The sequence below is a fragment of the Pseudomonas sp. GL93 genome, from assembly GCF_003408955.1.
Taxonomy (GTDB): Bacteria; Pseudomonadota; Gammaproteobacteria; order Pseudomonadales; family Pseudomonadaceae; genus Aquipseudomonas; species Aquipseudomonas paracarnis.
This window is the reverse complement of sequence record NZ_NKRF01000043.1, coordinates 1-12,574: the sequence shown is the minus strand read 5'-3', so window position 1 is coordinate 12,574 and position 12,574 is coordinate 1. Positions and strand designations below refer to the sequence as shown.

At 63.1% G+C, this 12,574-nt stretch carries 10 protein-coding genes; 6 read left to right on the top strand and 4 right to left on the bottom strand.

Annotation, left to right across the window (positions count from 1 at the left end; genetic code table 11):
• Nucleotides 1-130 precede the first annotated feature (130 nt).
• Complete coding sequence (locus CER19_RS07160) at nt 131-1,759, top strand: PvdJ/PvdD/PvdP-like protein (protein WP_116665923.1); 1,629 nt, start codon at nt 131-133, stop codon at nt 1,757-1,759.
• Between the two features lie 9 nt (nt 1,760-1,768).
• Here CER19_RS07160 and CER19_RS07155 read toward each other — a convergent pair whose 3' ends face one another.
• Complete coding sequence (locus tag CER19_RS07155; RefSeq protein ID WP_116665922.1) at nt 1,769-2,311, bottom strand: thioesterase family protein; 543 nt, start codon at nt 2,309-2,311, stop codon at nt 1,769-1,771.
• A gap of 109 nt (nt 2,312-2,420) precedes the next feature.
• Here CER19_RS07155 and CER19_RS07150 point away from each other — a divergent pair, with 109 nt between their 5' ends.
• On the top strand, nt 2,421-3,392 hold the full coding sequence (locus CER19_RS07150; protein ID WP_116665921.1) for a GlxA family transcriptional regulator: 972 nt from the start codon (nt 2,421-2,423) through the stop codon (nt 3,390-3,392).
• Between the two features lie 496 nt (nt 3,393-3,888).
• The gene (locus CER19_RS28745) at nt 3,889-4,215 is read left to right on the top strand and encodes a hypothetical protein (protein ID WP_165861614.1); all 327 of its coding nucleotides are present in this window, start codon (nt 3,889-3,891) and stop codon (nt 4,213-4,215) included.
• A gap of 121 nt (nt 4,216-4,336) precedes the next feature.
• On the opposite strand, the gene CER19_RS07140 is transcribed toward CER19_RS28745, so the two are convergent.
• Entirely contained in the window at nt 4,337-5,059 is a 723-nt protein-coding gene (locus CER19_RS07140) for a pirin family protein (protein ID WP_044269568.1), read from the bottom strand.
• Between the two features lie 181 nt (nt 5,060-5,240).
• On the opposite strand from CER19_RS07140, the gene CER19_RS07135 reads away from it, so the two are divergent.
• Together CER19_RS07135 and CER19_RS07130 are read left to right on the top strand one after the other, a co-directional pair.
• Nucleotides 5,241-6,191 carry a GlxA family transcriptional regulator gene (locus CER19_RS07135; protein WP_116665919.1) on the top strand — a complete coding sequence of 317 codons (951 nt, stop codon included), beginning with the start codon at nt 5,241-5,243 and terminating at the stop codon, nt 6,189-6,191.
• Nucleotides 6,192-6,341: 150 nt separating this feature from the next.
• Complete coding sequence (locus CER19_RS07130; RefSeq protein ID WP_116665918.1) at nt 6,342-7,793, top strand: winged helix-turn-helix domain-containing protein; 1,452 nt, start codon at nt 6,342-6,344, stop codon at nt 7,791-7,793.
• On the opposite strand, the gene CER19_RS07125 is transcribed toward CER19_RS07130, so the two are convergent.
• Entirely contained in the window at nt 7,740-10,502 is a 2,763-nt protein-coding gene (locus CER19_RS07125; protein WP_116665917.1) for a winged helix-turn-helix domain-containing protein, read from the bottom strand. The two genes, CER19_RS07130 and CER19_RS07125, sit on opposite strands and share 54 nt — an antisense overlap.
• 58 nt (nt 10,503-10,560) lie before the next feature.
• On the bottom strand, nt 10,561-10,959 hold the full coding sequence (locus tag CER19_RS07120) for a helix-turn-helix domain-containing protein (RefSeq protein ID WP_014718805.1): 399 nt from the start codon (nt 10,957-10,959) through the stop codon (nt 10,561-10,563).
• A gap of 205 nt (nt 10,960-11,164) precedes the next feature.
• Between CER19_RS07120 and CER19_RS07115 the strand changes: the two genes are divergently transcribed.
• A complete protein-coding gene (locus tag CER19_RS07115; protein ID WP_116665916.1) occupies nt 11,165-12,073 on the top strand; it encodes a LysR family transcriptional regulator in 909 nt (302 codons plus the stop codon).
• The last annotated feature ends 501 nt before the right edge of the window (nt 12,074-12,574 follow it).

The window sequence follows — 12,574 nt, the reverse complement described above, 5'->3', positions numbered from 1 at the left end:
CAGTTGAGGCCTTTGCTATCAGGGAAGAACGAGCGATGACGGGGGAAATTTAGGTGGCGGGGGCAGGGCGGTAAATTTCGTCGGGCTGCAAACGTTCTAGCTCTGATCAAGCCGTTTCCTAAGGTAGCCAATGACAATCTCTCGACGTGGGTTCATCGCAGGCCTGGCGCTGACCGGTGCAGCGGTGCCCGCGGCCTTTTATGCCCATCGCGAGTTGACGCGGGAAGACGAGTTTCCCATCACCCCCGGCGAAGCCACGGTCGACCTCGCTGACACCCAGGGCCAGCATCTGGCGAACACCCTGCGGGGCGTCTGGAGCCTGCGCCTGGAAGGCTGCGATGCGGGCCTTGAGGGCCTGCCGCTGCAAGGCCTGGAGTTGCTGCTGGACATCGCCCCCCGTGGCCGTGGCCTGCGCGGTTACCTGGATACCGCCGAGCAGCTGCGCGCTGAAGGCGAGCCGCGCTACCGCGTCCTGGGCGACCTGCTGACGGGCGAGGGCGCCGTGCTCTATTGGCGCTTGATCGACCGCGATTCCGCCGGCGGCGTGCCGGCCTATGAATTCAAGATGACCCTCGATGAAGTCTGGGCCGACTTCGGCAATGCCGGCAGCGCCACCCTCAGCGGGCACATCCTCGACCTGGACCGGCCCCTGGCGCTGACCGAACGCGACAACCGTTTTATCGCCCACAAACAACTGTTCCCCGAAGCCCGCCAGCGCATCGGCCTCAACCCGACCTTGCTGGCCTGGCTGATTTCCCCCGAGCACCGGCTGTTTCACCAACTCTGGCACGCCACCCGTGACCAATGGCACAAGCTCTCCGAAGAAAAACGCGAAGCCCTGCGCGGCATTGGCTGGCAACCGGGGCCCCGTGGCCAGGAACGCGACGCCCGTGGCAAGCGCAAGGACCGCAATGGTTCGGGCATCGACTTCTTCTTCATGCACCGCCACATGCTCGGCACCGCACGTTCCATGCAGGACTTGCCCTCCTGGCCGCAATTCCCCGAGCCGCAACCGGCGCTGGAGCGTGATCGCCTGGGCTTTGTGCGCTACTTCGACAACCACGACGGTTTTGCGCTGCCGCCCTGTTGGTCAGCGCCGGATGACGCTGACTACACCCAGTGGGTCAGCGATATCAAGGCGGCCGAGACCTACCACAGCAACTTCCAGGTGTGGGAATCCCAATACCGCGACCCGCGTTACCTGGCCAAGTTGAGCCTGGGTCAGTTGGGCTCGGAAATGGAACTGGGGCTGCACGACTGGCTGCATATGCGCTGGGCTTCGGTGCCCCGCGACCCGTCCAACGGCGCGCCGGTACCCTTTGCCCGTGACCCCGCAGACTTTGCCCCACGTTGGTATGCGCCGGAGAACGACTTTCTTGGCGACCCGTTTTCATCCCACGTAAACCCGGTGTTCTGGCATTTCCACGGCTGGATCGATGATCGCATCGAAGACTGGTTTCGCGCCCACGAACGCTTCAACCCAGGCGAGGTGACTCGGCTGAAAGTCAACGGCGTGGCCTGGTTTGCCCCGGGCCGCTGGGTCGAAGTCGGCGACCCTTGGCTGGGACCGGACACCCACGGCTGCAGCACCACACCGGGGCTGCAGCAGGGGCGCTCGATGGAGATGGACCCGGAGATCATGAAGCTGGCCCTGCGCATTACTTTCGGCGCCGATGAAGAGCTGCTCAAAGGGCTGTTCAAGCGCGTGCCACAGCGGCCATGGTATGCACGGCATTTGAAGGTCAAGCGCGAGGCTTAGCAGGCGTTTTTAAACCTGCTCTTCCCCGCGCAATTGCGCACTCATTTCATCGCAACTGTGTGCCCAGTCGCTCAACCATTGCGGCAGCGGCGGCGAGGTGTCGTCCAAGCCCAGCTCGCGGATAAATTCGGCCGGGGGCAGGGTGCCCTTGGCAGAGCGAAACAGCCCACGCATCACGACCACGCCGACCACTCGCCCATTGCTGACGAAACGGTGCTCCATCAGGTTCCACTTGTGGTCCCAGCCGAGAATGCGAGTGTGCACTTCGAATACTTCGAACAGCTTCAATTCCCGGCGAAACTTGCCCCAGGTATCGCCGACTATCGGCATGGCCTTGTGGCGCAGTGCCACGCGAAAGGCGCCGGTGCGCAGCACAAAATCCATGCGCGCCACGTCGGCCAGGGTGAAATATCGGCCATTGGTGACATGCCGGTTCAGGTCCAGATCCAGCGGCCAGACCCGCATGCGCACCACCGTGGTGGCCAGGCCATGGACCGGTTTGCGCCAGGGGCGGCGCAACAGCATGTGCAGTAATCGAAACCAGAGATTCATAAAGACGCCAGACAGTTGATCAATGGCCGCACTGTACGGAGCCGGAATCGGCTAAGGTAGATGCGTAAATGACTTATTACATGCGAAAAGTGCAAGCTAGAGTTTTTACATGCACGTCACCTTGCTCCTGGCGGATCAATGCTCCGCTGCCAGTGCCACCCTGGCCATGGAAATGCTCAGCGCGGCCAATCTATTCGCCGACAGCCCGCCCTTTCAGGTGACACTCGCGTCCCTGGACGGCCAGCCGGTGACGGTGTGGGGCGGGCAATGCCTGCAGGTACACGCTTGCCTGGCGCAGGTCGCGCACACCGACCTGGTGTTGATTCCCGGTTTTCTCTTCACCCTCAAAGAAGCCATGCCGACGTTCGCCGCCTACGGCCCCTGGTTGCGTGAGCAGCATGAGCAAGGCGCTGTGTTGGCTTCGATGTGCACGGCGGCCTTCATGCTGGCCGAGACCGGGTTATTGCATGGCTTGCGGGCGACGACTCACTGGGCATTTGCCGGGTTCTTCCGGCGCCGGTATGCCCAGGTCAGCCTGGATGAGGGGCAGATCCTCTGCGAAGAAAATCGGCTGGTCACGTGCGGTGGCGCCACGGCGGCGATGGACTTGATGCTGCACCTGATCCGCCGTTTCGGCTCGCCGGAGCTGGCTCACACCTGCGGCAAGTACTTGCTGATCGACGCCGGGCGCACCGAGCAGTCGGCCTATGCGATGTGGTCGCTGCCCAAGAGCCACGGTGATGCGCAGATCCTGCGTGTGCAGCATTGGTTGGAGCAGCACTTTGCGCAGTCATTGGTGATCGACGAGGTTGCCCAGCGCTTTGGCTTTGGGGTGCGTAATTTCAAACGGCGCTTCAAGGAAGCCACGGGGTGTACGCCGATTGGTTATCTGCAGAGCCTGCGTCTGGAGCGCGCCAAGCAGATGCTTGAGTCGACACGGATGACGCTCGATAGCATCACGTATGCGGTGGGTTATGAGGACAGTAATTCGTTTAGGCGGTTGTTTCAGCAACGGGTGGGGATGCTGCCAGCGGCGTATCGCAAGAAGTTCCTGATCGCCCAGGGCGTGAAGACGACCTGACAGCCGACGCCTATCACCTGACACCCCACTATCCAAATGTGGGAGCTGGCTTGCCTGCGATAGCGGCCTGCCAGTCGACACAGTTATACCAAGTACATATCCATTTCTGCGGTAACGGCCACTTAGGGTTCCGCTTTTACAGCGGGTCACTTTTGGAAAAGAGCCCCAAAAGTAACCAAAAGGGCTCTTGCCCCACCACTCGGCACCTCGCCTAGGCTCGGTGTGCCCGTAATCCGCCAGTGATTTGGCGGGCCGCCGCCCCGCGCCATCCATGGCGCGGGGCGGCTAAACCGGCATCCCTGCCGGTTTACCCCCCAAATCCCTGTCGAATTCCGGCCAGCGTGGTTTAACGGGGCGCCTGAGATCAAGAGCAAGATCAAGAGCGGCTCGCTTCGCATCGTGGTTACGTTTTCAGTGTGATGTAGAAGTTGAAGACGAAAAAAAACCGGCTGATCAGGCCGGTTTGGGGTGTCCCGCCAACAGAACGGGGTTATACGTGGGTGCTCAGCAAGCGCTCGGCACCACCTTCAGCGAGACCACGTTCCTGCAGGCGATCCGCACCGCCTTCAGCCAAGCCACGTTCCTGCAAGCGATCAGCACCACCTTCAGCCAGGCCACGTTCCTGCAGACGATCAGCACCGCCTTCAGCCAAACCACGTTCCTGCAGACGATCCGCGCCACCTTCGGCAATACGGGTTTCTATCAGGCGATCCGCGCCGCCTTCAGCGACAACCGGGTGGGCAAAAGCGTTTGCAGCGAGTACCGAGAAAGCGAGGCTAAGCAAGAGTTGGCGTTTCATGATGGTGTGCTCCGAGTGTTTTAGTTGGGTGCCGTTTGGCATGGGTTTGATGTTACGCGTTGCATTTTTTAAGAGAACTTCATTGCGCTGATGGTGACTATCGATGCCAACGATGGTCCCGTTGGCGGGACCATCACTGCGGCCGTCATGGCATTTGCGGCAGTTCGTTGGGGCGCAGGTCAAACACCAGCACTTCGGCGTCTTCGCCGTGGCTCAGGCGGATCTGGCGTTCGTCCCGTACGCGTACACCGTCACCTTCCTGCAAGCGCTGGCCGTTGAGTTCAATGCTGCCGCGCGCCACATGGACGTAGGCGTAGCGATCCGGTGCCAGTTCCAGGCGGGCACTTTCGTCAGCGTCGAACAGGCCGGCATACACCCGTGCGTCCTGGCGCACTTTCAGCGAACCGTTGGCGCCCTCCGGCGAGATGATCAACTGCAAGCGCCCACGTTTTTGCGCTTCTGTGAAATGCTCCTGCTGATAGCGCGGTTTGGCGCCGGCTTCGTTGGGCACGATCCAGATTTGCAGGAAGTGCACACCATGACGCTGGCTGTGGTTGAACTCGCTGTGGGCCACGCCGCTGCCCGCGCTCATCAGTTGCACATCGCCGGGGCGGATCACCGAGCCGGTGCCCAGGGTGTCCTTGTGTTCCAGCGCGCCTTCGAGCACGTAGGAGAAGATCTCCATGTCGCGGTGTGGGTGCTGGCCGAAGCCTTTGCCTGCGGCGACGCGGTCATCGTTGATCACCAGCAGGTCGGAAAAACCCTGTTCCTTGGGGTTCCAGTAGTTGGCGAAAGAGAAGGTGTGGAACGACTTCAGCCAACCGTGATTGGCGGCGCCGCGTTCGGAAGCTTTGCGAAGGGTCAGCATGGTCCAGTCCTCAAGTGAGCGCGGGCTGCGAGATGCAGGGCGCTTGCGTTGAGAAGGAGGTTAATGGTTAACGAATGATTGATTAAGAAGATGAAAATAGAATAACTGTCTCTTTTAAGTTGACAGTTAAAGTCGTGCCATAATGCCCATCGCACTCCTTCTCGATGGACATTTCCCGCTTATGAAAACCGTGGCCATGGCGCTGTTCCCGGACTTCCTGCTGCTCGACATGGCCGGGCCGCTGGAAGTGTTTTCAATTGCCAACCGCTACCTGCCAGCGGCCGATCACTACCAGATCCTGACCATCGGCACTGAGCCCGGCCCGTTGCAGGCCTCCAATGGCGTGAGCGTGCAGACCGACCTGCTGTTGGAACAGGCCCAGGCGGCTTATGACCTGCTGTTGGTGCCGGGCGGCCCCGGCGCCTATAACGAATGCCACCCCGCGCTGTTGCCCTGGCTCAATGCTGCGGCGCCACGAGCTCGGCGTTTTGGCTCGATCTGCACCGGCGCTTTTGTGCTCGGCCATGCAGGTTTGCTCGACGGGCACCGCGTGACCACCCACTGGCACTACACCGAGCGGTTGATCAAGGCGTTTCCCAACGCCATCGTCGAGACCGACCGCATCTATTTGCAGGACGGGCGCCTGATTACCTCTGGCGGCGTCACTGCGGGTATCGACCTGGCCCTGTCGGTCGTTGCCCAGGACCACGGCAAGCAAGTGGCGGTGGACGTGGCCAAGGTGCTGCTGGTGGGGGTGAAACGCCAGGGCGGCCAGGCCCAGTTCAGCCCGATGACTGCCGCCGTGGCGCCCCAGGAAACCCCGATCACCCGCGTGCAGAACCACGTCCTGGCGCATCTGGAACAACCCTTTACCATTGAGTCCATGGCTGAGTTGGCCGGAATGAGCGCGCGCCACTTCGCGCGGCTGTTCGCCAAGGACGTGCAGATGACGCCCATGGTGTTCCTGCAGGGCGCGCGCATCGACCGGGCCCGCCACCTGCTGGAAACCACCGACCTGCCGCTCAAAACCGTGGCCTTCCACGCAGGCTTTGGCAGCGTGCGGCATATGCGCTTTCTGTTCAGCGAAAAGCTCGGGCTGAACCCAACCCAATACCGACAACAGTTCAGTTAACGACACCATGTCCGTCTCAGGCACCCGATTGTCCGTATCGCTCCCCGTGCCAGCATTGTCCTGTCATCGCCAACTGGCAAGATAGCGTCGAGCCCATGGAAAAAGGATGCGCAGGCACTCAAGCACGGGTGTTTCAGCGCTGTGACGGACATGCAAAATGCTACGGCGGTGAGCTTTGGGCCCTACACCTTTCATCGGCAGCAGCGCCTGGTCAGCAAGGCGGGCTGGCCGGTACCGCTGGGCGGGCGAGCCTTGGATATTCTCGCGGTACTGCTCGAAGCGCCCGGGCACTTCATCAGCAAGGCGACCTTGATCGAACGGGTGTGGCCCAACAGCGTCGTCGAAGACAGCAACCTGCGCGTGCACATCGCCGCGCTGCGTCGTGCCTTGGACGGCCAACGCTGGATCCTTAATCACCCCCAGCGCGGTTACTGCTTCTTCGCCGCACCTGCGCAAGACGCGCTGCCAACGCTGCTGCCTCAGCACAACCTGGCTGCGCGGCTCAGCCCGGTGTGGGGGCGTGATGAACTGGTGGGCGTGCTGGCGCGACGTTTGGCCGCGCAGCGGTTGTTGACCCTCACCGGTGTGGCCGGCATTGGCAAGAGCACACTGGCCCTGGCCCTGGCCGAGCGGGTATTGCCGCGTTATCGCGACGGCGTATGGTGGGTCGACATGGCCGCTGTGCAAGCGCCAAGCGAACTGCTCGGTAACCTGACCAGGGTCTTGCCGTTGCATTCGGCGCCCGCCAGCCTCACCGAACTGGGCCGGCGCCTGGCTTCCCGCCAGTTGTTGCTGGTACTCGACGGCGCCGACCTGCTGCTGGGCGCGTGTCGACAGCTGCTGCGTGCGCTGCGTGAAATGGCGCCTGGCATCAGCGTGCTGATCACCAGTCGCGAAGCCTTGCTGGCCCCTGGCGAGTGGATGGTGCGCGTGCCTCGGCTGGCGGGGCCGTCGCCGTCGGCCCATGTCGAACAGGCGATGGGCTGTCCTGCGGTGCAACTGTTCGTGGCGCGCGCGCGTGCCAATCAGCAGGGGTTTAGTTTGCGGCCCCAGGATTTGGCGCCGCTGCGCGACCTGTGTCGGCGCCTGGACGGCCTGCCGTTGGCCCTGGAATTGGCGGCTGCCCAGGTGGATGCGTTGGGCATCGGCGGTGTGCAGGTGCAAGTACGCACGGGTTTGCAAGTGCTGGCCCGTGGGCGCCGCACGGCGGTGGCGCGCCATCGATCACTGACCGCGGCCCTGGATTGGAGCTACGAGCGCTTGAGCCTGCCGGAGTGCTGGCTGTTTCTGCAATTGAGTTTGTTCAAGATAGCAGTCACCTTACCCACCCTGAGTGACCTGGTGGCCGGTACCGAGCTTGAACATGCCGACCTGTCTTACCTGCTGGCACGCCTGGTCAACGTCTCGCTGCTGAGCGTCGAGCCCGGCCTGGGCCCGCCGCGCTATCGCCTGCTCAACTGCGTGCGCAGCTACGCCCTGGGGCAACTGCGGGACCCGCGCCAGGTCGAGCGTTTGCAACAAGGCTATGCGCCTTGCCTGGGCGCGTTCTCAGGCCGGCCGCTTGTCCTGCAACTCGTCGAGCAGGCAGCGCACGCGCAGTAGATCCTGGGTGGCGAAGCCTTCGCTGAAGCGTGCATGGATTGAACTGAGCAAGTCCCTGGCGGCCTGTAGGCGCCCTTGTCGTTGCCACAGTTGCGCCAGGGACGCACCGCAACGCAGCTCCCAGGCCAGGGCACCTTGCTGGTGCGCCAGGCCCAGCGCCTTCAGCAGTAGCGCTTGCGCGGCGTGCTCATCCTCTAGCTGCAAGGCGTACACCCGCAGAATCTCCGGGGCGCACCAGCCCGCCGCGCCACTGCGCGCGCGTTCCAGGGTTGGGGCATCCACCGCATGGGTGCCGAAGGTGATCAAGGTGTCTTGGATCAGGCCCAGGCCTTGCCAATCCGGGTGGCCAAGAATACCGGCGTAATGCCCGGCCCAGGTCTGGAACAACTGCACCGAATGCTTGTGCGATTGCTCCAGCAGCAGCCGTTGCAGGGCTTGGGCGTCGTCTTCGGCGCCGTTGTAGCGGGCGATCACCACTCCAGCCAGGGCCAGGGTGTAGCAGATCGAGGTGCCGTGGTTGATCTGTAGCGCCAACTCCAGCGCCTGGCTGGCGGTGCGCCAGGCGCGCTCGGGAAAGCCCTGCAACCACAGGATTCGCGCCAGCACGGTCAAGGAGGCGACACCCTGGTCGTATTGCACGCCAACCCCGAGGGCAAAGCGGTTCACGTGACCACTTTGGGCCATACGCTGCAGCACCTGCTCGGCGTGGTGCCGGGCAAGGGCCTGGTTCCCGGTGTAATGCTGGCCCAGCGCACGCAGCCGCTGGGCACTCAGGTCCAGCAACGGCTCGGTGTGTGGGTCGAGGCGATCGAACTGCAGGCTCAGCTCCTGCGCTTGGCCATAGCGTCCGGCGCACAGGTTTACCGCCATCAGCCCGGAGACGGCGCGCAACTGGCCTGCACGGTCCTGGCGCGTCTCGGCCAGGCGCGCAGCCCCCTCGAATGCCGCAATGGTCCGAGGCGCAGCGCCCATGGCGTGATAGGAGAGGCTGCCCAGGGCCAATTGCAGTTGCAGGGTCAATTGCGTGCAGGGCGCGGTGACCTGGTCGATCAGCGCCAGCGCCTGGTCCACATAGCCGCCGTGCTCACGCAGCAACGACAATTCTTGCCACAGCGGCATCGCGCTGACCGTCAGGCGGATAGCCAGCAACTGCGCACCGCCATCGGCAAAGCCCCAGTCGAGGGCGGCACGCACGTCTTCGCGCAGCGGTGCGTAACGGTCGATCCACGGCTGTGTGGCGATCAAATCCCAGTCGCCCTGGGCCTGTTCCATCAGCGCCAGGCAGCGTGCGGCGTGGCGCTCTCGCGTGGCATGCAGCTCGCAGGCCTGGCTGAGCTTTTCCAAGGCATAGGTGCGGGTGATGTCCAGTAGGCGATAGACCATCTCGTCATCGCTGGCCTCCACATTCAGCAACGACTTGGCCACCAGTTGCGTAATCGAGCCCAGCACTTCGGCAGGGGCCACCTGCTCACCGGCGATCACCGCCGCTGCGCTGGCCAGGCTGAAGCCGCCACGAAAGACCGCCAGGCGGCGCAGGCAGATTTGTTCGCACGCAGTGAGCAGGTCAAAGCTCCAATCGAGCGTGGCGCGCAGGGTCTGCTGGCGGGGCAGGGCACTGCGTCGCCCACGGGTCAGCAGGCGAAAGTTGTCTTCCATCTGCACCAGCAGGCCCGGCAAGCCAAACCGTTCGATTTGCGCGGCCACCAGTTCGATCGCCAGGGGAATGCCGTCCAGGCGCTGACAGATATCAATCGCCAGGGGCAGTTCAGCGTCGCTGAGGGCAAAGCTCTCCTGGTGGGACATGGCGCGCTCGATCAGCAATTGCATGGCCGGGTAACCCAGGGCCTGGGCACGGTTGCCGGTGGCGGGCGGGCAGGCCAGCGGTTCGAGGCGCTGCACATACTCACCTTCGGCGCGCAGGGCTTCGCGGCTGGTGGTGAGGATGTGCAGGTGCGGTGCATGACGCAGCAGGGTTTCACTGGTCAGGGCGATGTCGTCGAGCAGGTGCTCGCAGTTGTCGATCACCAGCAGCATCTGGCGTGCCTGCAGGCTGCGGGCGAAGCTGGCCAGTGGCGTATTCTCGCCCGGTGTAAGGCCGAGCAGGGCGGCCAGGTTGGGCAGGATCATGGACGCCGCACTGAGCGGCGCCAGGTCCAGCAGGTGAATACCGTCGCGGTAATGCCCGATCAGCAATTCGGCGACGCGCAGGGCGACGGTGGTCTTGCCGATGCCACCGGCGCCGGTCAGGGTGATGAAGCGTTGCTGCGGCAGTTGTTGCACCAGAGCGTCGATCAGCGCTTGGCGGCCGATCATGCGTGTGCGGCGCAAGGGCAGGTTATGGCTGGGGCGTTGGGGCGCGCCGTCGGTGGGCAGCGTCATGGGTTCAATGCTCAGTGGCGCAACAAAACTGTAGCCGCGCTGGGCGACCGTGACGATATAGCGCTGCCCGGCCTGGCCGTCACCCAGCGCCTTGCGCAACGCAGCCATGTGCACCCGCAGGTTGCCGTCTTCCACCACGCTTTTGGGCCAGACCCGCGCGATCAACTCCTGTTTGCTCACCACATTGCCGGCGTGCTCCAACAGGATCAGCAGAATGCCCACCGCCCGCCGCCCCAGGCGCAGCGGGCGGCCGGCCTCCAGCACCAGGCGCTGGCGCGGGTGGATGCGGTAGGGGCCGAAATGCACGGCCTGGTCGCTCAAGTCATTCATGGCTGCCCAGGTTCTGGAGGAAGAGAGCGGCCAGCATATTCCAGGTACGTGCAGACCACTAGGCAGCGATCACATCAGGTTTGCTGCGCGAGTGGTGGTTTCGCCAGGTCATCGGGTTGACGCCTTCGCTGCGTGTGAACATATGGCAAAAGTGCGCCTGGTCGCAAAAGCCACATTCCAGGCTGATCTGGGTGAGGCTCAGGGACGAGCCGGTAATCAACTCCTTGGCGCGCTGGATGCGTTGCTGGCGAATCCATTCCTGGGGCGACAGCCCCGTGGTGCACTTGAAGGCGCGGGAAAAATGGCTGCGCGACAAGGCGCAGGCCTGGGCCAGGTCGGCAATCGCCAGGCTTTCGCCGAGGTTGGCGAGGATCAGTTGCTTGGCGATGCGTTCACGCCGGGGGCACAGGCCGCCGGTGGGGGATAACCGGGGGGCATATTGCTCGAGTCGGGCCATGACAAATATCCGCAGTCGATGGGAACGTTCCCGGTGGATGGGTGCAGTGTAGACGCGCTTCATCTTGTCGCCGGGCCGCCTGGCTGACGAGTTAATCGTTGTTAATTTCGCCAGGTGCGGTGCTGGAAAAGACAGCACAGCTATGCAATCCCAGGCATGCGGTGCATGCTTCCCTGGCCCTCTGGAAAACGTTTGGATAGCGCCCATGAACCGCAACGATCTGCGCCGCGTCGATATGAACCTGCTGGTGATTTTCGAAGCCTTGATGTTCGAAAAAAACCTGACCCGGGTCGCCGAAAAACTGTTTATCGGCCAACCGGCAGTGAGCGCCGCATTGGGCCGTTTGCGCGATTTGTTCGACGACCCGTTGCTGCTGCGCAACGGTCGTGCCATGGAACCCACGGCGCGTGCACTGGCGATACTCAAGGAGCTGCAACCGGCCATGGACACCATCTCGGGCGCCGTCAGCCGTGCCAAGGATTTCGACCCCTCCACCAGCTGCGCGGTGTTTCGCATCGGTTTGTCCGATGATGCGGAGTTCGGGCTGTTTCCGTCGTTACTCAGCCGACTGCGCGAAGAAGCGCCGGGTATCATCGTGGTGGTGCGCCGCGCCAATTACCTGTTGATGCCTTCGCTGCTGGCCAGCGGTGAAATTTCCGTGGGGGTCAGCTACACCACCGACCTGCCGGCCAATGCCAAGCGCAAGAAGCTGCGCGATATCCCCTGCAAGGTCCTGCGCGGCGATGACGGCGAGGCGCCGCTGACCCTGGATGATTACTGCGCAAGGCCCCATGCAATGGTGTCGTTCTCCGGCGACCTGAGTGGCAATATCGACCTGGACCTGGCCCGCATCGGCCGTTCGCGTCGGGTGGTGCTGGCGGTGCCGCAGTTCAGTGGGTTGCGGGCGTTGCTGGCGGGGACGCAAATTATCGCCACGGTGCCGGATTACGCCGCGTGCGCGTTGACCGAAGGCACACGCCTGCGCGCCGAGGACCCGCCGTTTGCGATTGATGCGGCGGAGCTGTCGATGGTGTGGAGCGGGGTGCATGACAACGACCCGGCGGAGCGGTGGTTGAGGGGTAGGATTGCGGAGCATATGGCGCGGGAAGTGTGATGGGGCTGACAGCTTGGCAATCGGCGCTCGGTCCCAATGTGGGAGCTGGCTTGCCTGCGATGACGGCCAGCCAGCCGCCGCTCATCTACCTGACACCCTACGATCAACCTGTGGGAGCTGGCTTGCCTGCGATGACGGCCTGAAAGCCGACACCCATCTACCTGACACCCCGCGATCAACCTGTGGGAGCTGGCTTGCCTGCGATGACGGCCTGAAAGCCGACACCCATCTACCGGACACCCCGCAATCCAAATGTGGGAGCGGGCTTGCTCGCGAAGGCGGCCTGACAGCCGACCAGAATCTTGGATCAGGCCGTGTACATATCCGTTATTTAGGTAACGGCTGCTTATGGTTCCGCTTTTACAGCGGGTCACTTTTGGAAAAGAGCCCCAAAAGTAACCATGGGCCTGTCCCCCGGCAGCGTACGCCATGAAGCTGGTTATCCAGTCTTCTGCCTCAAGCTCTTTGCATATTCGTTCGGAGAACGATACCCCAGAGCTG